We start from the raw sequence: 22,175 nt of genomic DNA on the forward strand, positions 1-22,175 counted from the left end.
CCGCAGACCGTCACCAGGCTACCGGCCCGCGCACGTCCATTGCCTCCGGTGCCCCCGCACGCCCACCCGCAGGGCCGCCGGAGCGTGTGCCCGCCCGACGGGTGAACCCGCCCGCTCACCCGGCGCGCGCCCGTGACGTGCGGCTACTCTCGCCGCGAACCCGGAGGAGCGTGAGATGTCGGACAACCCGTTCAGCGGCTGGATCCAGGAGTCGGACTACGCCCAGTCGCGCCGGCTGAGCGCACTGACCGACGACGTCAGCCGCCTGCGCTCGTCGTTGTCGTACCAGAACGCCACCGCGGCGGCCATGCGCAGCGACCTCGCGTCCCTGCGCGGGTCCATCGAGACGCGGCTCGTGCGGCTCACCGCCGCGTTCGACGCGTTCGTCGAGCTCAGCTCGCTGCGCGACCAGCTGTCCCTCGTCGCCGGGCCCGCGCTCGTGCGGCAGGCGACCCGCGCGCGGCTCGTCGCCCTGGGCACCGCCCCCGCCGGCGGCGGGCCCGTGCTCGACGTCGTCGGCGCGCCTCCCGCCCCCGGCTACTGGCTCGCCGACGCGCTCGGCGCCCTGGGCCCCGACGACGACGGCGCCGCCGACCGCGCCGCCGCGATCGACCAGCCCCGCACCGCCACGTTCCTCACCGTCGCGGGCGCCGCGAGCGGACGCGCCGACCTGGTGGCCCGGTGGGCGGGCGACGCGCTCGGCACCCTCGACCCCGCGCACCCCGTGACCCGCGCGCAGCGCGCCGTGTGGATCGCCGCCGCGGAGGGCCGCCTGGGCGACGACGCCCGCGCGACCCTGCTCGAGCGCCTGCGGGCCGCGGTCGCCGCGCTGCCCGCCGCGACCGTCGAGGAGCAGGTCGCCGCGTGGACCACCCACGTGGGCGGGGCCGCACGCCCCGGCACGTCGTCGTCCCGCCCGGCCGAGGCCGTCACCGCCCAGGTGCGCCAGGCCGTCACGTCGCTGGCCGCGCTGCGCACCCTCGTCGACCGCCCCGACGAGGGTGCGCCCGCCGCCGCGGCCGGGACTCCCGGTGCTGACGAGGCCGCGGACGACGCCGCGGACGACGCCGCGGACGCGACGATCGACGAGCTGGTCGCGGTCCTGCGCGCGCTCGTCGACGAGGGCGCCGAGGAGGAGCGCGAGCTCATGACGCGCGTCGCCGAGCTCGAGGCCGTCGTCACCGGCAAGGACGCACCCGGCCCGTCCTGGAACACCCCCGTCGGCGACCTGCTGACCCTGCTGCGCGAGGACGCGCTGGGCCGGCACGACGCGACGGGCGCCGCCGCCCGCGACGCGTGCACGCCGTGGCTCCTCGCGCTGGCCGACACCTACCTGGCCGACTCCGACCTCGCCGCCCCCGACCACGTCGAGGCGAGCGCGATGGGCGTGGTGCTGCGCGCCCGCGCGACCGGCACCGTCGAGGGCCTCGACGCGGCGCTGGAACGCGCCCGCACCCCGCAGCGGCCACGCACCGCGCGCGACACCTGGACCACCGTGGCCGCGGCCGGCGGCGCCGTGCTCCTGGGGGTCGCCGCCGCCGTCGACGGCTCGGACCTGCGGTGGGTCTACGGGATCGTCGCCGTGGCGCTGGCGATCACCGCGGTGACCGGGATCGCCCGCCAGCTGCAGCGCAGCCGGGAGGAGACCACACGAGCCGCGCGCAGCGTCGAGTTCGTCGAGCGGGAGGCCGCACGCCTGCAGACCCAGGTCACCGAGGCCGCGCGCATCGTCGAGGCGCTGCGCGAGGACGCGCGCGAGCACCACGCGCACGTCGTCGCCGCCTGCGGCCGGCCCGCCACCGGCACGTGGGTCGACACCCCTGCCGACCCGCCGGCGGTCACCGACGCGCCCGTCGACGCGTAGCCGTCGGCAGGCGGTGGTAGACCGGGCCCATGGACGACGCACGGGCGCGTGAGCTGCTGCTGGCGCTGCGCGCCGACGCCCTGGGGCGCCTGACGGGCCTGGGGGACGCCCACCGGGACGTCGTGGACGCCGCACGCGGGGCCAACGTCGACGACGAGCACGACCCCGAGGGCGCGACCATCGCGTTCGAGCGCGCCCAGCTCGAGGCGCTCGCCGCCGGGGCGCACCAGCGGCTCACCGAGGTCGACGCGGCCCTGGCGCGCCTCGCCGCCGGCACCTACGGCACCTGCGCCGTGGGCGGCGAGCCCCTCGACGACGCCCGGCTCGAGGCCCGGCCCACCGCGACCACCTGCGTCGCGCACTCCTGACCCGGGCGTCAGCCGGCGTCCTGCGCCAGCCGGTCCAGGGCGAGCGCCGCGAGCACGGCCGCGCTCGTCGCCAGCGCCTCGTCCGCGAAGCGTGCGCGCGGCGAGTGGTTGTACGGCGCCGTCGCCGGGTCGTGCCCCTCGGGCGTCGCGCCGACGAACACGAAGACGCCGGGCACCTCCTCCAGGACGTAGGAGAAGTCCTCGGCACCCGGCACGGGCACCTCGGCCTCGACCCACGACCCCTCGCCGTACAGCGCGTGCGTGAGGCGCCGCGCGCGGGCGACCTCCGCGGCGTCGTTGACGGTCACCGGGTAGCCGCGCGTGTACTCCACCGTCGCCGTGAGCCCGTGCGCGGCGGCCACGTGCTCGCACAGCCGCGCGATGCGCTCGGGCACCGCCGCGTGCGTGGCCGGGCTGAACGTGCGCACCGTCGCCTCCAGGTGGGCGACGTCCGGGATGATGTTGTCCTTGGTGCCCGCGGCGACGCGGCCCACGGTGACCACCACGGGGTCGAACACGTCGAACTGCCGCGTCACCATCGCCTGCAGCGCCAGCACCATCTCCGCGGCCACCGGCACCGGGTCCGCCGCGAGATACGGCTTGGACCCGTGCCCGCCGCGCCCCTCGACCGTGACGCGCACCGTGTCCGACGCCGCCATGAGCGTGCCCGCCCGGGACGCCACGGCGCCCGCGGGCAGCGTCGAGGACATCACGTGCACCCCGTACGCCCCCACCACGCGCGAGCCCGCCGCGTCGAGCACGCCCTCCTCGATCATGAGGCGCGCGCCGTGGTACCCCTCCTCGCCCGGCTGGAACATGAGGACGACGGACCCGGCGATGCTGTCGCGCCGCGCCGCGAGCAGCCGCGCCGCGCCCACCAGCCCCGCGACGTGCAGGTCGTGGCCGCACGCGTGCATGACGCCCTCGTGCTCCGACGTGAACGGCTCCCCCGTCTGCTCCGTGACGGGCAGCGCGTCCATGTCGCCGCGCAGCAGCACCGCGGGGCCCGGGTGCGCGCCGCGCAGGACCGCCGTGACGGACGACAGGCCCTGGCCCGTCGACACCTCCAGGTCCAGGTCCGCGAGCGCGTCGAGCACGAGCTGCTGGGTGAGCGGCAGGTCGAGGCCGCGTTCGGGGACGCGGTGCAGCGCGTGGCGCAGCTCCGCCGTGCGCGGCAGATCGGCCGTCGCGTCGTCCCGCAGGGACGTCAGCACACCCTCGTCCAGCACCGTGACCTGCCTCTGCTCCCGGATCCCGTCCTGCCCCATGCCGCCACCCTGCCACAGCCGCCCGCCGCACCCGTCCGTGGCGGGCGCCTCGTGCCGGGTGCGGGCATCCGGGTGACGTCCACGCGCGGGCTGTCCCCCGGACGCCGAGGCCGAGGTCCACGGCCGGCGCGCACCGGCTCCCTACCCTGGGCCGGTGCCCCCGAGCCCCGACGCCGCAGCCCCCGGCGGTCCGCCGCCCGGGCGCGGACCGCAGCCCGGACTGCAGCCCGCGCCCGCACGGGTGCCCACGTGGGCACCGGTCCGGTCCACGGCACCCCCGCCGCGTCCGGCACCCCCGCCGCGTCCGGCACCCGCGCCGCCGGCGACCGCACGCATCGACGTCGCCCCGGGCTGGGGCAGCGCGTGGGCGTCGACGCCGACCGCCGTCGTCCCGGCGGCGGCGCCCACCGACGACCGCACGGACGCCCGCGCCGGCGCCCCCGGGGACGACGACGGCCCCGGCCGCGGCGCCCCGCGCGGGCCCGCGGGCACCGGTCGCCGCCGTCCGTCGCTGCCGCCCGTGCGCGTCGCGGCCGCGGGCGCCGCGCTCGTCGTGTCCGTCGCGGTCGCGGCCGTGTCGTTCGCCATGACCGGGCGGCCCGACGGCGCCGCGGGCGCGACACCGGCACCGACCGGGCCCGTCGTCGCGCAGGCCTCGGCGTCCCTCACGCGGGAGATCAGCCGCCTGCAGGTGGACCTGGCGGTCGCCCGCGCCACCTGGGCGGGCGCCCCGGACGACGCACCTGCCCGCACGGACCTCGAGCTCGCGGTCGCCGCGGCGCAGGCGTGGCTCGACGCGTACACGAGCCCGACGACCCGGCAGGACGAGGACCGGCTGCTGCGCGAGGTCACCGCCCACCGCGAGGTGCTCGCGACGCTCGTCGCGCAGGTCGGCGCGCTCGCGCCCGCGACACCCGCCCCGACTCCCGCCACGACTCCCCCCGCAGTGCCCACCGCTCCCGCAGCCGCGCCCGCCGCCCCACCTGCTGCCACCACCCGACCGGCACCCCGACCCGCGGCGACGCGGGCGGCCCCGCGCTCCCCGGCCGCACCGGCGCGGCCCGCGGCGACCGCCGCCGCGACACCCGCCCCCGACCCCGCGGCGACGCCGGCGCCCGGCACGGCCCCCGTCCCGGCACCCGGGGCGACACCCGGCACGACACCGGGCACGGCCCCGACCGCGGCACCGCCGACCCCCGGCACCGGCGCGACGCCGGTGGACCCCGCGCCCGACCCGGCGCCCTCTGCCCCGACCGTGAACGCGCCGCCGCCCGACGCCCCCTGAACCGCCCACGACACCGGCACCGCGCCCCCCGCAGCACCGGGTCACGGGCGTGCCGGCACCGGCCCCACGTATCGTGGTGCGGATGGCCACGTTCACCGGGTACCTGCGCGCACGCAGCGACGACGAGCTCGTCGCGCTGCTCGTGCGCCGACCCGACCTGGCCACCCCGCACCCGGCGACGCTCGCCTCGCTCGCGGCGCGCGCGACCAGCCGCTCGAGCCTCGACCGGGCCCTGACCTGGGTCGACGCGCTGGTGCTGCAGGTCCTCGAGGCCGTCGTCGTGCTCACCCCGGGCGGCGGCGCACCGACGCCGCAGGACGTGGCCGACGCGATCGGCGCCGGCCCCGCCGACGCGGCGCACGTGGCCCGCGCGGTCGACGACGCCGTCGCGCTGGCGCTGCTGTGGCCGGACGACGACGGTGCGCTGCACGTCTCCCCCGGTCTCGTCGACGCGCTCGGCGCGAACGTCGCCGGCCTGGCCCCCGGCACGGCGGACGTCCGCGACCCGGCGGAGGGCGCCGACGGCACGGACGCCCCGAGCCGCCCCGGACCGGGCCCCGACCCGCTCGCCGACCTCGCCGACGCCCCACCCGGCGCGGCGTCCGTGCTCGAGGCCCTGCAGTGGGGCCCGCCGGTCGGGCGCACGCCCCCACCGGGCACGGCCGCCGCCGACGCCGTCACGTGGCTGCTCGCCCACGGCCTGCTGGACCGCGGCGACGGACGCCACGTCCTGCTGCCCCGGCACGTCGCGCTCGCGCTGCGCGGCGGGCGCACCCACCGCGCACCGGCCCTCGCCCCCACCCCCGAGAACGCACCCGTGCGCGACCCGCAGATCGTCGCGGCGGAGTCCGCACGCGCCGCCGAGCAGACCGTCCGCCTCGTGCGCCAGCTGCTGACCCGCTGGGAGCAGTCCCCGCCCGGGGTGCTGCGCGCCGGCGGCCTGGGGGCGCGGGACCTGCGCCGGACCGCGCAGGCGCTCGACGTCGACGACGCGCACACCGCCTGGCTGGTGGAGACCGCCGCGTCCGCGGGGCTGCTCGCCGACGACGGCGAGGAGAGCCCGTCGTTCGTCCCGACCCTCGAGGCCGACGTGTGGGCCGCGCAGGACGTCCCCCCGCGCTGGGCGGCGCTCGCACGCGCCTGGCTGGCGTCGGCGCGCACGCCGTGGCTCGTCGGCGGGCGCGACGAGCGCGGTGCGCTGCGGGCGGCACTGGACCCCGAGCTGACGCGCCCGTGGGTGCCGCGGCTGCGGCGCGCGGTGCTCGACGTGCTCGCGTCCGCGCCGCCCGGGGCCGCCCTGACGGCCGACGACGTGCACGCCGCGCTGCGGTGGCGCTCACCGCGCTCGGTGCCGCCGCTGGCCGCGGTCGAGGCCGTGCTCGGCGACGCGACCCGCCTGGGCGTGCTGGGGGCCGGCGCGCTCGCGTCCGCGGGCCGGGCGCTGGTGGCCGACGAGGACGCGGGCGCGGCCCTCGCGGCGGACCTGCCCGCACCCGTCGACGAGGTCCTGCTGCAGGGGGACCTCACGGGCGTCGTCCCGGGCCGGCCGGGCGAGGACCTCGAGGACCTGCTGGAGCTGGCGGCGGTCGTCGAGTCCCGCGGCGGCGCCGTGACCGTGCGGTTCACCGCCGAGTCGGTGCTGCGCGCCCTCGACGCCGGCACCACCGCCGACGACCTGCTCGCGCGCCTCGGCACCGCCGCCCGCGGCCGCGTGCCGCAGCCGCTGGAGTACCTCGTGCGGGACGTCGCGCGCCGGCACGGCCGCGTGCGGGCCGGTGCCGCGGCGTCGTACGTGCGCGCGGACGACCCCGCGCTGCTGGCCGGGCTGGCCGACGACCCCCGGCTGGCCGGGCTGCGGCTGCGGCTGCTGGCACCGACGGTGCTCGTGGCCGACGCGTCCCCGCGCGAGCTGCTCGACGCGCTGCGCGCCCGCGGTCTGGCCCCCGTCGCGGAGGACGCCCGCGGCGCGGTCGTGCACGCCGTCGCCCCCGAGCGGCGGGTCCGCGCGCGCGGCGCCCGCACGTCCCCGGTGCGCGAGCGCGACCCGGCGGACCGCGCCGCGTCCGTCGTCGCGACGCTGCGCCGCGGCGCACCGACGGACGCCCCGATCCTCGCGGCCGCCGTCCCCACCGCCGCCGTCGCCCCTGCGACCCCGGACCTCGAGACCCCCGCCCCCGCACCCCGACGCCCGCGCGCGGCGGAGACCGGCACGGCCCCGCGCGGGGGCGGCGGAACATCCGACCCGGCCGACGTGTTGGTCGTGCTGCGGGAGGCGGCACAGGCACGGGTGTCCGTGTGGGTCGAGATCGTGGGGGCCGACGGGTCGTCCACGCGGCGGCTCGTGCGCCCCCTGAAGGTCGAGGGCGGCCGGCTGCGGGCGCTCGACCCGCGGCGCGAGGCCGAGCTGACCGTCGCCGTCCACCGCATCGCCGGCGTCGCCCCCGCCGACCCACCCGCCCCGTGAACCCCGGACGACCGGGCGCCACCACCCCCGGCAGCCCGACCCCGCGAGACCACCGACCCCAGGGAGAACCCGAGTGCCCGACGGCCCGCTGATCGTCCAGTCCGACAAGACCCTCCTGCTGGAGGTCGACCACGACCAGGCCGACGCGTGCCGCCGCGCCATCGCCCCCTTCGCCGAGCTCGAGCGCGCCCCCGAGCACGTCCACACCTACCGGCTGACGCCGCTGGGCCTGTGGAACGCACGCGCCGCCGGGCACGACGCCGAGCAGGTCGTCGACACCCTCCTGGAGTTCAGCCGCTACCCGGTGCCGCACGCGCTGCTCGTCGACGTCGCCGAGACCATGTCCCGGTACGGGCGGCTGCAGCTGGTCCAGGACCCCGTGCACGGGCTCGTCCTGCACGCCCTCGACCCCGCGGTGCTGGCCGAGGTGACGCGCTCCAAGCGCACCGCCGGGCTGCTGGGCGCGCGCATCGACGACACCGACGTGCTGGTGCACCCGTCCGAGCGCGGCCACCTCAAGCAGGTGCTCGTCAAGCTCGGCTGGCCGGCGGAGGACCTCGCGGGGTACGTCAACGGCGAGGCCCACCAGATCGACCTGCAGCAGGACGGCTGGTCGCTGCGGCCCTACCAGCAGCAGGCCGTCGACGGGTTCTTCCACGGCGGGTCCGGGGTCGTGGTGCTGCCCTGCGGCGCGGGCAAGACGCTCGTCGGCGCCGGTGCGATGGCGCGGTCGTCGACGACGACGCTGATCCTGGTGACCAACACCGTGTCCGCGCGGCAGTGGCGCGACGAGCTCGTCAAGCGCACGTCGCTCACGGAGGACGAGATCGGGGAGTACTCCGGCACCCGCAAGGAGGTCCGGCCCGTCACCATCGCGACCTACCAGGTGCTGACGACCAAGCGGAAGGGCGTGTACACGCACCTCGAGCTGCTCGACGCCCGCGACTGGGGCCTCATCGTGTACGACGAGGTCCACCTGCTGCCCGCGCCGATCTTCCGCATGACCGCCGACCTGCAGGCGCGCCGCCGCCTGGGCCTGACGGCGACCCTCGTGCGCGAGGACGGCCGCGAGGACGAGGTGTTCTCCCTCATCGGCCCCAAGCGGTTCGACGCGCCGTGGAAGGACATCGAGTCCCAGGGGTACATCGCGCCCGCCGAGTGCGTCGAGGTGCGCCTGACGCTGCCCGACCACGAGCGCATGACGTACGCCACCGCCGAGCCGGAGGACCGCTACCGCCTGGCCGCGACCGCCGCGGGCAAGAACCGCGTGGTGGACGCGCTGGTCGCCAAGCACGCCGGGGAGCAGACCCTGGTCATCGGCCAGTACCTCGACCAGCTGCACGACCTCGCCGAGCACCTGGGCTCGGACCTCATCACGGGCGAGACCACGGTGCGCGAGCGGCAGCGCCTGTTCGAGGCGTTCCGCACGGGGGAGATCACGACGCTCGTCGTGTCGAAGGTCGCGAACTTCTCGATCGACCTGCCCGAGGCGTCCGTGGCCATCCAGGTCTCCGGGTCCTTCGGGTCCCGGCAGGAGGAGGCGCAGCGGCTGGGACGCATCATGCGCCCCAAGGCCGACGGCAAGACGGCGCACTTCTACACGGTCGTCGCCCGCGACACCGTCGACCAGGAGTTCGCCGCCCACCGGCAGCGGTTCCTGGCGGAGCAGGGGTACGCCTACATGATCGTGGACGCGGAGGACCTGGGCGTCGCCCGGTGAACGCCTCTCCGCGCAGGTACGACACACTAGGGATCGATGACTGTTCAACTGCTCGACCATGACCTCACGATGACCGCCCTGCCCACCGGGTGGCGGGCCGAGACGCCCGGACCCGACGACGTGGCCGCCCTGCACGCCCTGCGCGAGCGCCACGAGGTCGCCGCGCGCGGTGCGCCGAGCGCCGGGGCCGACGCGACCGACGCCGAGGTGGCCGGGGACGGCGCCGCCAGCCGCGAGCACCTCGTGGTGCGGGACGCGACCGGCGCCGCCCGCGGCTGGGCGACCGCGCACGACCGCGCCGCCGGTCGCGTGCTCGTGGCCGTCGTCGTCGACCCCGAGCTGGACGACGCCGTGGGCGACCAGGTCGCCGGCGCGCTGTTCACGTGGGCCCAGGGCGCGGGGGCGGCGCTGGCGCGTGCCCGCGGGCTGGCCCGCACGCAGCTGGACTGCGGCGCGTTCGAGGCCGACCCGCGCCACCAGCGCCGGCTCGCCGCCGCGGGGTACCGGCACGTGCGGACGTGGTGGCAGATGCGCCGCCCCGTGGCTGCGGGCGACGAGGTCCCCGCGCCCACGGGGCCGGGCGTCGCGGTGCGGCGGCTGGAGCGCACGGAGGGCGCGATGCCCGGCGAGCGCGACCTCGTCGCCGTGCACGACGTGCTCGAGGAGGCGTTCGCCGACCACTTCAACCACCACGAGGAGACGTTCGACGAGTTCCTCGCCCGGCTGCGCGCGGACCCGGGCCACCGGTGGGACCACTGGTGGCTCGCCGAGCTGGTCGACGAGGCCGGGACCCGACCCGTCGGCGTGCTCGTCGCGAGCGCGTCGACCGACGCCGACGGGCGCGCGGTGGGCAGCTACGTCGAGTACCTCGGGGTGCTGCGCACGGCCCGCGGCCGCGGTGTGGCGCGCTCGCTGCTCGACGCGGTCGTCACCGACGCCGCCGTGCGCGGGCGCGGGCACGTCGCCCTGGAGGTCGACGCCGACTCCCCCACGGGCGCGGCGGACCTGTACGCGTCCTGCGGGTTCACGACGTCGTACGCGACGCAGTCCTGGCACCGGTACGCCGACGTCCCCTGAGGGCCGGCCGCCCGCGGCGCTGTCGGTGGCCGCTGGTAGACAGGTGGCACCACCGAGTCGAGGGGGTCACCGTGCACTGGGGCGCGCTGCTGGTCGACCAGCTGGAGTTCTACTGGGACACGAGCCTGTGGCCGCGGCTGCAGGGGCTCACGGACGAGGAGTACCTGTGGGAGCCCGTGGCCGGGTGCTGGTCGGTGCGCCCCCGCGAGGACGGCACGTGGGTGCCCGACGGGCTCGCGGGTCCCGCACCCGAGCCGCCGCCGGTCACGACGATCGCCTGGCGCACGGCGCACGTGGCGGTCGACGTGCTGGGGACCCGGGCCCGCGCCTTCTTCGGTGACGACGTGCCCGCCGACGCGGACATGTTCGACCCCCGGCTGCGCCCGGCGTCGGTGCCGGCCACGGCCGACGGCGCCCTCGCGCTGCTGGAGAGCGCGTACCGGGCGTGGCGTGACGGGCTGGCGGCGCTCGACGACGACGCGCTCAGCCGCCCGCTGGGCCGGCGGGGCGCCGACTACGCGGACCAGCCGATGGCGGCGCTCGCGACGCACCTGCACCGGGAGACGATGCACCACGGCGGCGAGATCTGCCTGCTGCGGGACCTGTACGCGGCGGGCGCCCGCTGAGGACCGGGCGGCTCGGGCGGTCGGGCCAGGACGGCCGGGCTCAGGCCGCTCGGCTCAGACGGTGACGCGGCGGGCCGCGCGCTCACGCACGAGGTGCGCGAACGACTGCGCGACCGCACGACCGGACGCCTCGACGGCGTCGGCGCGCTCGGTCATCGCCGCCACGACCGCGGCGGTGTCGACGTCGTCGTGCGCGTCGGCCCACGTGCGGATCGTCTCGACGCCCGCCTCGGGGTGGAACTGCACGCCCCACGCGCTGCCGATGCGGAACGCCTGGAACGGGTACATCGACGACGACGCGAGCCACACGGCCCCGCGCGGGAGGTCGACGACCGCGTCCGCGTGCATGCTCGGCTGCGGGCTCGTGCGCGAGGACCCCGCGAGCTCGACGAGCGGGCCGACCAGCGCGTCGGTCGCGGCCTCGGGACGCCAGCGCACGTCGACCACGCCGGCCTCGCGGCCGGGGGGCGCGGCGACCTCGACCCGGCCGCCGCGGGCCACGGCGAGCAGCTGGGCGCCCAGGCAGATGCCGAGCGCGGGCACGTCGGTCGCGCTGACGACCGCGAGCAGGTCACGCAGGGGGCGCAGCCACCCGGCGGTGTCGTCGTCGTGCGCGGACATCTGCCCGCCGAGCACGACGAGCCCGTCGCCGACCTCGGTGGGGCCGGGCAGGGCGTCGCCCAGGTCGGCGCGCACGAGGCGCACGTCGAGCCCGGTGAGCCACTCGGCGAAGCGGTCGAGGCCCACGTCGGGCGAGCTCTGCACGACGGTGACGCGGAGCGGGGCCCCGCTGCCGGCGCCGTCGAGCACGCGGTCGCTGATGTGAACGGTCACGAATCCACGGTAGCGGCCGATCCGCGCCGTGCCGAAGGTCCAGGTCACATGTCCATCACGATCGGGCCGGCGCCCGATACGTCCCTCGATGCCCCTTCTGCGCCGCGGTTACTCCCAGGTAACTCCCAGATTGCTGTCCGGCCGTCCACCCGACGCCCAGGCGGCTCCCAGCCTCCGGCGGGAGAATGGCGGCATGACCAGCGCGTCCGCCACACCCGAGGCCCGCCTGCTCGTCGTCGACGACGAGCCGAACATCCGCGAGCTGCTCGCCACGTCGCTGCGTTTCGCCGGGTTCGAGGTGCACGCGGCCGCGGACGGCCTCTCGGCGCTGCGCCTCGCGCGCGACACCGAGCCCGACCTCGTCGTGCTCGACGTGATGCTGCCCGACATGGACGGGTTCACGGTGACACGCCGCCTGCGGGAGAAGGGGCAGCACGTGCCCGTGCTGTTCCTCACCGCGCGCGACGACACGGCCGACAAGGTGCAGGGCCTGACCGTGGGCGGCGACGACTACGTCACCAAGCCGTTCAGCCTCGAGGAGGTCGTCGCGCGCATCCGCGCGATCCTGCGCCGCACCACCCCGGACGACGGCGTCGCCTCGTCCGTGCTGACGTACGCGGACCTCGAGCTCGACGACGACACGCACGAGGTCCGCCGCGCCGGGCACCCCGTCGAGCTGTCCCCCACCGAGTTCAAGCTGCTGCGGTACCTCATGCTCAACCCCCAGCGCGTGCTGTCCAAGACCCAGATCCTCGACCACGTCTGGCAGTACGACTGGGGCGGCGACGCCAACATCGTCGAGTCGTACATCTCCTACCTGCGCCGCAAGATCGACCACCTCACCGACGACGACGGGCAGCGGCTGCCCCCGCTCATCCACACCCGCCGGGGCGTGGGCTACCTGCTGCGCGAGCAGACGTGAGCGCCGCCGGGGGGACGGACGAGGACCGCAGCACCCGGCGCCGCCCGCTGGCGACCGCGCGGGAGCGGGCGCGGGGAGTCTGGGTGGCGACACCGCTGCGCACCCGCCTGGCCGCGACCACGGCGGTGCTGCTGGGTCTCGGGCTGCTGCTCGCTGGGGTCACGAGCGTGACCCTCCTGCGCGGCACGCTCATGGACCAGATCGACGCCAAGCTCGCCTCCGAGGGCCGCCGGCTGGCGACCGCGTCGGTCGACGCGCTGTCCGGGTTCCGGGACATGGACTTCCCCACCGACTACTACGTCCTGATCCGGGCCGGCGGGCGGGAGTTCCCCCTGGGGTACCCCAACACGGTCTCGGAGTACGGGACGCCGACGGTGCCGTCGCTGACCGCCGGCGAGGTCGCCGACCTCGCCGGTGCGCCCTACTCGGCACCCTCCGACATGGCGGGCTCGCGGTGGCGGATGGTCACGTACCTCTTCCCCGAGGGGGACGGCTCGGTCACCGTGGCCCTGCCCCAGCGGGACGTCGACCGCACGCTGAAGGACACTGCCCGGCTGCTGGTCGTCAGCGGGCTCGCGATCGTCGTCCTCGGCGTGCTCGCCGGGGCGTGGGCGGTCCGGCGCTCGCTGCGGCCGCTGCGCGAGATCGAGACGACCGCGGCGGCCATCGCCGCCGGCGACCTCTCCCAGCGGGTGCCGACGGCGCCGCCGTCCACGGAGGTGGGTCGCCTCGGGGACGCCCTCAACGGGATGCTCGCGCAGATCGAGCAGGCGTTCGACGCCCGCACCGCCTCCGAGGCGCGGATGCGCCGGTTCGTCGCCGACGCGTCCCACGAGCTGCGCACGCCGCTGGCGACGATCCGGGGGTACGCCGAGCTGTACCGGATGGGCGCGCTGACGACGGACGACGAGGTGACCGACACGATGCGGCGGGTCGAGGGCTCGGCCACGCGCATGGGCTCCCTGGTGGAGGACCTGCTGGCGCTGGCGCGTCTGGACGAGGGCCGCCGCGGCGAGCTGGGCCCGGTCGACCTCACGGTGCTGGCCGCCGACGCCGTCAGCGACCTGCGCGCGCTCGACCCGCAGCGTCCCGTGCGGCTCGAGCCGCTGGGCGGTGCGATGGGGCCGCGCGTCGTGGTCGGTGACGAGCCGCGGCTGCGTCAGGTGCTGGCCAACCTCGTCGGGAACGCCGCCCGGCACACGCCCGCCGGCACCCCCGTGGAGATCGCCGTCGGTGCCGGCCCGGACGAGCGCACCGCCGTCCTGGAGGTCCGCGACCACGGCCCGGGCATCCCCGACGAGCACGCCGGTCGCGTCTTCGAGCGCTTCTACCGCGTCGACCCCTCGCGCACCCGCGACTCGGGCGGCTCGGGGCTCGGCATGGCGATCGTCGCCGCGATCGTGGCGTCCCACGCCGGGGCGGTGGCGGTCCACCCGACGCCCGGCGGCGGAGCGACCGTGCGCGTCGAGCTGCCCGTCGCAGGACCCCCCGTGACCGACCCCCGACCTGCGGGTGCACCCCCCGCGCCGGACGTGGCTACCATGGCGGGTCCGTCGTCACCGTCGTGAGGCTGATCCATGGGCGTCCATGACGCACCCGCCTGGCTCGTCCCGGCTTTCACCCGCAACGTCGCCGAGGCCGGGGGCACCGCACCGGCCGAGCAGGTCAGGCGCACCGCCGAGGACCTCCTCGAGCGGTGGACCCGGCCTGACCGGCACTTCCACAACCTCAAGCACCTCGTGGACGTGCTCGCGCGCGTCGACGAGCTCGACGAGGAGGCGCACCACCCCGCCCTCGTCCGGCTCGCCGCGTGGTACCACGGCGCCGTGTTCGACTCCGCGGAGCGCAAGGCGTACGCCAACAAGGGCGGGGAGGACGAGGCGGCCAGCGCCGTGCTCGCCCGCGAGCAGCTCACCGAGCTGGGCGTCCCCGAGCGGCAGGTGCAGCGCATCTCCGACCTCGTCTCGGCGCTCGTGCGGCACACGCCCGACCCGCACGACGGCGACTGCGCGGTGCTGTGCGACGCCGACCTGGCGATGCTCGCGACCGAGCCGCAGCGGTACAAGGCGTACCTCCAGGACGTGCGCGCCGAGTACGCGCACCTGCCGGTCGAGGACTACGTCCGGGCCCGCGTGCGCATCCTGCACAAGCTCCTGGCGCGGCCGTCGCTGTTCGTCAGCCCGCTCGCCCAGGCGTGGGAGGAGCCCGCACGCCAGAACGTGTCCGCGGAGCTGCAGCGCCTGGAGAAGGAGATCGCGAAGATCGAGGCCGCCCGTGCCCAGGAGACCGTGGACGGGGACACGGACGCGTCGGCCGCCGCCGCCCATGCCGGGCAGGAGCGCGCGAGCGACGGCTGAACGCGGCCCGCGCCGTCAGTGCGCGAAGAGCCGTGAGGCATGCGCCTCCGCCTCGGCGTAGGTGCGCGCGGCCGCCTGCATCGCCTGCGCGATCTGCGCGAGGGACTGCTCCACGCGCGTCTGCGTCACGTTCCACTCCGCGACCACGGCACCGAACGCCCCGGCGGCACCGCCGCGCCACGTCGCCTGCAGCTCCACCAGCTGTCGCTGCATCGCCGCGACCTCGGCCTGGATGCTCGCGGAGCGCGCCAGGACGGCCGCCGCCGACCCGTCGAGCTGTGCGCTGTCGACCTCGTACCTGCTCATGGAGTCCTCCTGGTGCCCGTCGTGCCGCACGGTGCGGCACCCACGTCGACGACGCTAGGGAGCGCCGTGGCGGCGCGGTGGCGCGCCGCCCGCCCCTGGGGATGCCCGCCGCCCGTCCGGGGGCTGGGGACGGGTCGACCGGGCCGTGGGGCCAGGGACCGGTGGGCGTCTCGTAGCCTCGGTGCGTGACCGTGCTCGTCGACCCCCCGCTGTGGCCCAACCACGGCACCGTGTGGGGCCACCTCGTCAGCGACTCGTCGTACGCCGAGCTGCACGCGTTCGCGGCGCGCGCCGGGATCCCGCGGCGGGCGTTCGACCACGACCACTACGACGTGCCGGCCGAGCGGTGGGACGACGTGGTCGCGCTGGGCGCGCAGCCGGTGGGCACCCGCGAGCTGGTGCGTCGGCTGCGCGCCTCAGGGCTGCGCGTCACCGCCGGCGAGCGTCACCGCCCGACGGCCGCGCGAGGCCGGTTCAGCGCCGCCGCGAGCGCGGCCGCGAGCGCGACGCACGCCACGACGCCGACCGCACCGGCCACGCCGAGCAGCACCCCGCCCGCCTCGCCGTAGTCCGCCAGCGGCAGCCCCGCCAGCGCGTGGTCGCGGGCCGCGCCGGCGAACCCGACCGCCTGCGCGGTCGCCTCCAGGCCGTCGGGCGCCGCGGACGCGACCGACGAGAGCGCCAGCGCCGACACGCCCGCGATCCCCGCGAGCACGCCCGCCGGAGCCCACCCGCCCGTGCGCGCGGGCAGCCCGTCGCGGGCCGTCAGCGCGAGCGCCGCCGGCGCCACCGCCGCGACGAGCGCGACGACCGCGCCCGTGATCACGGCCTCCCCCAGCCCGATCAGCGCGTGCACCCCGAGCATCCGGGCGGTCAGCGTGCCGAGCGGTACGCCGACCGTGCCGCCGACGGCGTACAGCCCGACGAACACGCCCGCTGCGACGACGACACCCGCGGCCCCGCCTGCCGCGGCCGCGACCGGCCCGACCACCCGGGGGTCCGGCTCGGCGGCGGACCTGCGACGGGCCAGGGCCACCGCGGCGCGGCCGACGCCCCAGCCGACGAGGACCCCGACGACCGCCATGAGCAGCGTGTTGGTGCCCAGCGCCGTCAGCCCGCCGTCCGCGAAGGCCACCGCCTGCACGACGAGGACCACGGTGACCGACAGCAGCCCCCAGGCCGGCCCGAGCAGCGCCGCGGCGAGCGCACCACCCATCAGGTGACCGCTGGTACCCGCCGCGACGGGGTAGTTGAGCATCTGCAGGCCGAACACGGCGGCCGTCGTCGCCCCGATCGTGGCCGGGTGCGGGGCGCGGACCCCGTCACGGCGGGCGCGCACGGCGGCACCCACGACGACGGCGCCGGCGAGCGCCGCCGTCGTCACGGAGACCGGGTCGTTGAGGTACTGGTCGGGAACGTGCATGGTCGAGCTCCTTCGTGGTCCGCAGGTCGGGCGGCGGTGGACGGGCGGGACGGGCTCACGTGGGTGGACCCGGGATCGCGACCGGAGTGGTCGGGTCGGCGGTGGTCGGGTCGCTGGTGGTCGGGTCGGCGCGCGCCCGTGCGGGACGCCCGGCTCACCGGGGCACCAGGCCTCGGTCCAGCGCGGCGAGCCAGCCGGCCGCGTCGGTGACGTCCACGCCCTCGGCCGCGGCCTGCGCCGTGCACCCGAACCCGACGACCCGGGACCCGTCCGCCAGGTCGACCGGGCCGAGGGTCATGGGTGCCGGCAGGGCCGCCAGGAAGGCCCCGAGCGCACCGGGCGCCAGGCGCCAGACCTCGCCCGCGATCGTCGCCCCGCGGCCCGGCCCCGCCCGGACCAGTCCCGGCTTGCGCGGGCTGGTCGGCAGCGCGAGCAGCCGGTACGCGTCGGAGGTGCGCGCGGTCCGCACGAACCGCGCGCCGAGGGCCGTCAGCTCGTGCTGCAGCGGCTGCCCCCGCAGGTGCGCGCCGACGACCAGCAGCTCGACCGTGCCCGCGACGACGAGCGGCGCGTCGAGGGTCGCAGGCTCCTCCGGCCCCGCGAGCGCGCGCGCGGCCAGGTCCAGCGCGAGCTGGTCGTCGAAGGCCCGGGCCAGCACCGTGACACCGAACGGGCCGCCGCCGGCCTCCCCCGCCGGGACGGCCACGGCCGCCAGGTCGAGCAGGTTGACGAAGTTCGTGTAGGTGCCCAGGCGCTTGTTGACGCCCACCGGGTCGGCCGCCACCTCCGCCAGCGTGGGGTGCTCGGTGGTCGTGGGCAGCAGCAGCAGGTCGCACCCGTCGAGCAGCGCCAGGGCGGCGTCCCGGGCGGCGTCGAGGGCGGCACGGTCCCGCACGTACGCGGCCGCCGGCACGTCCGCACCCGCCAGCACGATGGCCGCGACCGTCGGGTCGGCGTCCGCCGGACGGGTCTCGAGGAAGTCCCCGACGGCCGCGTACCGCTCGGCGACGATCGCGCCGTCGTACAGCAGGCGCGCGGCCGCCAGCATCCCCGAGACGTCGACCTCGACGGTCCGGGCGCCCACGTCGCGCACCCGCGCGACCGCCGCAGCGAACGCGGTGCGCCACGCCGGCGTCAGCGACGCGAGGTCCGCGGCCCGCGGGACGGCGACGACGGGCGCGTCGGGCAGGGCCACCCGCACGTCCGCCGGCCAGCCGCGCCGCGCCGGGCCGGCGTCCCGCGCGGCGTCGACCATGAGACGCGTCGCGCGGGCCCCGGTCACCAGGTCGCGGGTGAGGGTCGTGACGACGTCGTACGACGCGCACGCGGGCACGACCCCGTCCGTGGGCACCAGGCCCACCGTCGTCTTGATGCCGACCAGGCCGTGGAACGCGGCCGGGACCCGGCCGGAGCCCGCGGTGTCCGTGCCGATCCCGATGTCCGCGACTCCCAGCGCCACGGCGACCGCCGACCCGGACGACGACCCGCCGGAGACCCGGTCGGGCAGCGTCGCGTGCCGCACCGCGCCGAACGGGCTGCGCGTGCCGACCAGGCCGGTCGCGAACTGGTCGAGGTTGGTCTTGCCCAGCACCACCGCGCCGGCGTCGACGAGCGCCTGCACGGCGGGCGCGGTGCGTGCCGCCGGGCCGGGCCGCCCCCGCGGGTCGGTCGCGTACGACGGGCAGCCCGCGGTGGTCGGCAGGCCGGCGACGTCGATGTTGTCCTTGACGGCCACGGTCGTCCCCGCGAGCGGCAGGTCCACCCCGGCGGCGACCTGCGCGTCGACCGCGGCGGCGGCGGCCAGCGCCCGCGCCTCGGGCAGCAGCAGGGTCCACACCTCGGGGCGGTCGACCTCCCGGACGCGGGCGTACGCGGCGCGCACGCGGGCGACGGCGGGGCCGTCGGGGGCGAGGGCCGTCGTCGGCTGCGTGGTCGCCGGCTGCGTCGTCGTCGGCTGCGTCGTCGTCGGCTGCGTCGTGGCGCTCATGCCGTCACCGCCAGCACCGCGAGCGGGGCCCCCGGACCGACCTGCTGACCCGGTTGCACGAGCACCTGCACCACCCGCCCGTCGGACGGGGAGGCGACCTCCAGCTCGAGCTTCATCGCCTCCAGGGCCACGAGCAGGTCCCCCTCGCGCACGTCGGCACCCACCTCCGCCTGCACGCGCCACACCGATCCGACCATCGGCGCCTCGACCAGCACGTGGCCGTCGAGCAGCTCGACGACCTGCGGGCCGGTCGCCGCGTCGGGCGGCGGGTCCTGCGCAGCCGCGTCGAGCTCCCCCGCAGCGGCCCACGCGGCCCGCTCCACCGCGAACGCGGCGGCCTGCCGGGCCTGGAACCCGGCGATCCCGTCGGCGTGCTCGGCGAGCAGCGCGAGGTGCTCGCGGTAGCTGAACGTGCCGTGCTCGACGCGCACGTCGAGCCGCCCGGCGGCGAACGCGGCGCGCTGCTCGGCCAGCTCGTCGGCCGTCACCGGGTGCCACACGATCCGGTCGAAGAACCGCAGCAGCCACGGCACGCCGGGCTCGAAGACCCCGTGCTGACGGTGCCCCGACCAGATCGGCAGCGTCCGCCCCACCAGCTGGTAGCCGCCCGGTGAGTCCATGCCGTAGACACACAGGTACTGCCCGCCGAGCCCGACCGTGTCGGCCGCGGTCCACGTGCGGGCCGGGTTGTATTTCGTCGTCATGAGCCGGTGCCGCGGGTCCAGCGGGACGGCCAGCGGGGCGCCCAGGTAGACGTCGCCCAGGCCGAGCACCAGGTACTCCGCCTCGGTCATGGTGCGCAGCACGTCCGCCACCGAGCCCAGCCCGTTGACCCGCCGCACGAACTCGACGTTCGAGGGCAGCCACGGCGCGTCGGGGCGCACGCCCACGGTGTACCGCGCGACCGCGTCGGCCACCGCGGGGTCGTCGAACGCGAACGGCAGGTGCACGCGGCGCGAGGGCACCACGAGGTCCGCGGTCGCCGGCAGGTCGGCCTCGAGGGCCACCAGCAGCCGGACGAGCGTGCGCACCGGCAGCAGCGCCGGGTCGACGTGCACGTGCAGGCTGCGCACGCCGGGGGTGACGTCGACGACGCCGGGCAGCGCGCGGGCCGTCAGCGCCTCGGCGAGCGCGTGCACCCGCAGCCGCAGGCCCAGGTCGAGGACCATGGGCCCGTACTCGACGAGCACGTTGTCGTCCGCGCCGCGCAGGTACACGACCTCGGGGCGCCCCAGCGGGTCGGACGGGTCGGCGGGCACGCGTGCGAGCACCCCGTCGTCCCCGTCGGGGCCGGTGGCCAGGCCGGCGGGCAGCGTCGCCGACGCACGCGCGACGATCGAGGTGCGCAGCACGTCGGCCGTGACCTCGGGCACCGGGACCAGGCGCACCGTGTCCCCCGGCCGGATCTGCCCCAGCTTCCACCGGTGCCCCACGACGACCGTCACCGGGCACGCGAACCCGCCGAGCGACGGACCGTCCGGGCCCAGCAGGATCGGGGTGTCCCCCGAGACGTTCAGCGCCCCCACCGAGTACGGGTTGTCGTGCAGGTTCGACGGGTGCAGACCGGCCTCGCCGCCGTCCGGCCGCGCCCACCGCGGCCGGGGGCCGGACAGCCGGATGCCGGTGCGGTTGGCGTGCGCCTGCACCTGCCACGTCGCGTCGTACAGCATCCCCATGTCCTCGCGCGTGAAGTACGTCGGCGCGGGCTGCGGGCCCTCCTGCACGGCGAGCTCCCAGGCGTGCACCAGCCCCGGGCGGGCCTCGACCGGCACGCCCGTCGCCACCGGGGCGTCGTCCGGCACGGCCGCGGGCACCAGCACGTCCCCGGTCGCCAGCGCACGCCCGGTGTACCCGCCGAACCCCCCGAGCGAGAACGTCGCGCCCGACCCCAGGTACCGCGGGACGTCGAGCCCGCCGCGCCACAGCACGTACGTGCGCAGCCCCGGGCCCGTCGGCGTCCCCACGTCGAGCACACCGCCCGCCGGCACGTCGACCGGCTCCCACTGCGGCACGGGGACGCCGTCCACGCTCACCGGCGCCGCGGCACCCGTCACGCACACCGTCGCCGCGTGGCTGAACCGCAGGCGCGGGCCGGTGAGCGTGCACTCCAGCCCGGCGGCGCCCTCGGGGTTGCCGAGCGCGACGTTGCCGAGCCGGAACGACAGGTCGTCCATCGGCCCCGACGGGCTGATGCCGACGTCCCAGTGCCCCAGGCGCCCCGGCCAGTCCTGCACGGTCGTCATGACGCCCGGGCGCAGCACCTCCACCCACGGCTCGTCGTCCGTCACCTGCGCGAGGGTGCCGGTCGTGTGGGCCGCCCCGAGCACGTCGTCGTGCACCACGGCCGCGCGCAGCAGCGGCAGGTTCGTGTCCACGCCGTGCAGCCGGGTGCCCGCGAGCGCGTCGGCGGCCGCGCGCAGGGCCCCGGCGCGGTCGTCGGCGTGCACGACGACCTTGGCGAGCAGCGGGTCGTAGTGGCTGGTGACCTCCTGACCGGCCTCCGCCCACGCGTCGACGCGCACCCCGGGCGGGTACGTGGCGTGCGTGAGCAGGCCTGCGCTGGGCCGGTAGCCGCGGCGCGGGTCCTCGGCGTACACGCGCGCCTCCACGGCGTGCCCCCGGCGGGCGGGTCCCTCGTCCGGCAGTGCGGCGAGCTCGTCCCGCAGGTCCGCGTCGCCCCGGGCCAGGCGCAGCATCCACCCGACGAGGTCGACGCCGGTGACCTCCTCGGTGACCGGGTGCTCGACCTGCAGACGCGTGTTCACCTCGAGGAACGAGACCTCGCGCCGCTCGACGTCGTAGACGTACTCGACCGTGCCGGCCGAGCGGTAGGCCACCGACGCGGTCAGGGCGCGCGCCGACGTCGCGAGCCGCTCGCGCACGTCGTCCGGCAGGTCGGGCGCGGGTGCCTCCTCGAGGACCTTCTGGTGGCGCCGCTGCAGCGAGCAGTCGCGGTCCCCGAGGCTGACGACGCGCCCGGCGCCGTCGCCGAACACCTGGACCTCGAGGTGGCGCGCGCGGCGCACGAACCGCTCGAGGAACACCGCGCCGTCGCCGAAGCTCGCGGCGGCGAGCCGCTGGACGCGCCCGTAGGCGTCGCGCAGCTGCGCGGGGTCGTCGCACGCCTGCATGCCGATCCCACCGCCGCCGCCGACGGCCTTGAGCATCACCGGGTACCCGACCTGCGCGGCGGCGTCGAGCGCGGCGTCGACGTCCGGCAGCAGGCCGCTGCCCGCGACGAGCGGGACGCCGGCCGCGCGGGCCGCGGCGCGCGCCCGGTGCTTGTCCCCGAAGACGGCGAGGTGCTCGGGCGTCGGGCCGACGAACGCGATCCCCGCGGCCTCGACGGCCGCCGCAAACCCCGCGTTCTCCGAGAGGAACCCGTACCCGGGGTGGATCGCGCCCGCCCCCGTCGCGAGGGCCGCCTCGAGCACGGCGTCGGCCCGCAGGTACGACTCCGACGCGGGCGCCGGGCCGAGCCGCACGGCCGCGTCGGCGAGCCGCACGTGGGGCGCCGCGGCGTCGGCGTCCGAGTGCACGGCGACGGTCCGCAGCCCGAGCGCGTGCGCGGTGCGCAGGACGCGGACGGCGATCTCACCACGGTTGGCCACGAGCAGGGTGTCGAACATGACGTCCTTCGGGTCGGGCGAGGCGTGTATACACGCCGGTATCCC

General features: G+C 77.4%; 16 protein-coding genes and 1 pseudogene. 11 read left to right on the plus strand and 6 right to left on the minus strand.

Features of this window, described 5'->3' with window-relative positions; all coding sequences use genetic code 11:
* Positions 1–175: 175 nt before the first annotated feature.
* Both Cph01nite_RS02890 and Cph01nite_RS02895 read left to right on the plus strand, forming a co-directional pair.
* Positions 176–1,864 carry a hypothetical protein gene (locus Cph01nite_RS02890; protein ID WP_203670916.1) on the plus strand — a complete coding sequence of 563 codons (1,689 nt, stop codon included), beginning with the start codon at positions 176–178 and terminating at the stop codon, positions 1,862–1,864.
* 29 nt (positions 1,865–1,893) lie between these two features.
* Complete coding sequence (locus Cph01nite_RS02895) at positions 1,894–2,232, plus strand: TraR/DksA family transcriptional regulator (protein ID WP_203670918.1); 339 nt, start codon at positions 1,894–1,896, stop codon at positions 2,230–2,232.
* A gap of 8 nt (positions 2,233–2,240) precedes the next feature.
* Here the strand turns inward: Cph01nite_RS02895 and Cph01nite_RS02900 are convergent, their stop codons facing one another.
* Entirely contained in the window at positions 2,241–3,500 is a 1,260-nt protein-coding gene (locus tag Cph01nite_RS02900; protein ID WP_203670920.1) for a M20 metallopeptidase family protein, read from the minus strand.
* A gap of 154 nt (positions 3,501–3,654) precedes the next feature.
* On the opposite strand from Cph01nite_RS02900, the gene Cph01nite_RS02905 reads away from it, so the two are divergent.
* From Cph01nite_RS02905 to Cph01nite_RS02925, 5 genes are all read left to right on the plus strand, one after another.
* Positions 3,655–4,785 carry a hypothetical protein gene (locus Cph01nite_RS02905; RefSeq protein ID WP_203670922.1) on the plus strand — a complete coding sequence of 377 codons (1,131 nt, stop codon included), beginning with the start codon at positions 3,655–3,657 and terminating at the stop codon, positions 4,783–4,785.
* Positions 4,786–4,867: 82 nt separating this feature from the next.
* Positions 4,868–7,249 (plus strand): helicase-associated domain-containing protein, encoded by a 2,382-nt coding sequence (locus Cph01nite_RS02910; protein ID WP_203670924.1) that lies wholly within the window; start codon positions 4,868–4,870, stop codon positions 7,247–7,249.
* Between the two features lie 73 nt (positions 7,250–7,322).
* Positions 7,323–8,969, plus strand: coding sequence for a DNA repair helicase XPB (locus Cph01nite_RS02915; RefSeq protein WP_203670926.1), 1,647 nt, complete (start codon positions 7,323–7,325; stop codon positions 8,967–8,969).
* A gap of 36 nt (positions 8,970–9,005) precedes the next feature.
* Positions 9,006–10,046: a GNAT family N-acetyltransferase gene (locus tag Cph01nite_RS02920; protein ID WP_203670928.1), complete on the plus strand. Its 1,041-nt coding sequence runs from the start codon at positions 9,006–9,008 to the stop codon at positions 10,044–10,046.
* Between the two features lie 71 nt (positions 10,047–10,117).
* Complete coding sequence (locus Cph01nite_RS02925; RefSeq protein ID WP_203670930.1) at positions 10,118–10,672, plus strand: DinB family protein; 555 nt, start codon at positions 10,118–10,120, stop codon at positions 10,670–10,672.
* A 54-nt stretch (positions 10,673–10,726) separates the two neighbouring features.
* Here Cph01nite_RS02925 and Cph01nite_RS02930 read toward each other — a convergent pair whose 3' ends face one another.
* On the minus strand, positions 10,727–11,506 hold the full coding sequence (locus Cph01nite_RS02930) for a type 1 glutamine amidotransferase (RefSeq protein WP_239068990.1): 780 nt from the start codon (positions 11,504–11,506) through the stop codon (positions 10,727–10,729).
* Between the two features lie 193 nt (positions 11,507–11,699).
* Here Cph01nite_RS02930 and Cph01nite_RS02935 point away from each other — a divergent pair, with 193 nt between their 5' ends.
* Genes Cph01nite_RS02935 through Cph01nite_RS02945 form a run of 3 tightly spaced genes read left to right on the plus strand, consistent with a single transcriptional unit; the run spans position 11,700 to position 14,785 of the window.
* On the plus strand, positions 11,700–12,428 hold the full coding sequence (locus tag Cph01nite_RS02935) for a response regulator transcription factor (RefSeq protein ID WP_203670934.1): 729 nt from the start codon (positions 11,700–11,702) through the stop codon (positions 12,426–12,428).
* Positions 12,425–13,996, plus strand: a complete 1,572-nt coding sequence (locus tag Cph01nite_RS02940; protein ID WP_239068991.1) for a sensor histidine kinase — start codon at positions 12,425–12,427, stop codon at positions 13,994–13,996. Before Cph01nite_RS02935 ends, Cph01nite_RS02940 begins: the two co-directional genes overlap by 4 nt.
* Before the next feature lie 9 nt (positions 13,997–14,005).
* Positions 14,006–14,785, plus strand: coding sequence for an HD domain-containing protein (locus Cph01nite_RS02945; protein WP_203670936.1), 780 nt, complete (start codon positions 14,006–14,008; stop codon positions 14,783–14,785).
* A 15-nt stretch (positions 14,786–14,800) separates the two neighbouring features.
* Here Cph01nite_RS02945 and Cph01nite_RS02950 read toward each other — a convergent pair whose 3' ends face one another.
* Positions 14,801–15,091, minus strand: a complete 291-nt coding sequence (locus Cph01nite_RS02950; protein ID WP_203670938.1) for a WXG100 family type VII secretion target — start codon at positions 15,089–15,091, stop codon at positions 14,801–14,803.
* 185 nt (positions 15,092–15,276) lie between these two features.
* Between Cph01nite_RS02950 and Cph01nite_RS18970 the strand changes: the two genes are divergently transcribed.
* Positions 15,277–15,660, plus strand: a complete 384-nt coding sequence (locus Cph01nite_RS18970) for a DUF4031 domain-containing protein (protein WP_308439414.1) — start codon at positions 15,277–15,279, stop codon at positions 15,658–15,660.
* 221 nt (positions 15,661–15,881) lie between these two features.
* On the opposite strand, the pseudogene Cph01nite_RS19310 reads toward Cph01nite_RS18970, so the two are convergent.
* The 3 genes and pseudogenes from Cph01nite_RS19310 to uca form a co-directional block, all read right to left on the minus strand.
* Positions 15,882–16,514, minus strand: a pseudogene (locus tag Cph01nite_RS19310) (energy-coupling factor ABC transporter permease); the annotation flags it as partial.
* Between the two features lie 154 nt (positions 16,515–16,668).
* Positions 16,669–18,501: an allophanate hydrolase gene (atzF, locus tag Cph01nite_RS02960; RefSeq protein ID WP_203670942.1), complete on the minus strand. Its 1,833-nt coding sequence runs from the start codon at positions 18,499–18,501 to the stop codon at positions 16,669–16,671.
* Positions 18,498–22,130, minus strand: a complete 3,633-nt coding sequence (gene uca, locus Cph01nite_RS02965) for an urea carboxylase (RefSeq protein WP_203670948.1) — start codon at positions 22,128–22,130, stop codon at positions 18,498–18,500. The genes atzF and uca overlap by 4 nt, the downstream gene beginning before the upstream one ends.
* Positions 22,131–22,175: the final 45 nt, after the last annotated feature.

The sequence above is a fragment of the Cellulomonas phragmiteti genome, from assembly GCF_016862775.1.
GTDB classification, from domain to species: domain Bacteria; phylum Actinomycetota; class Actinomycetes; order Actinomycetales; family Cellulomonadaceae; genus Cellulomonas; species Cellulomonas phragmiteti.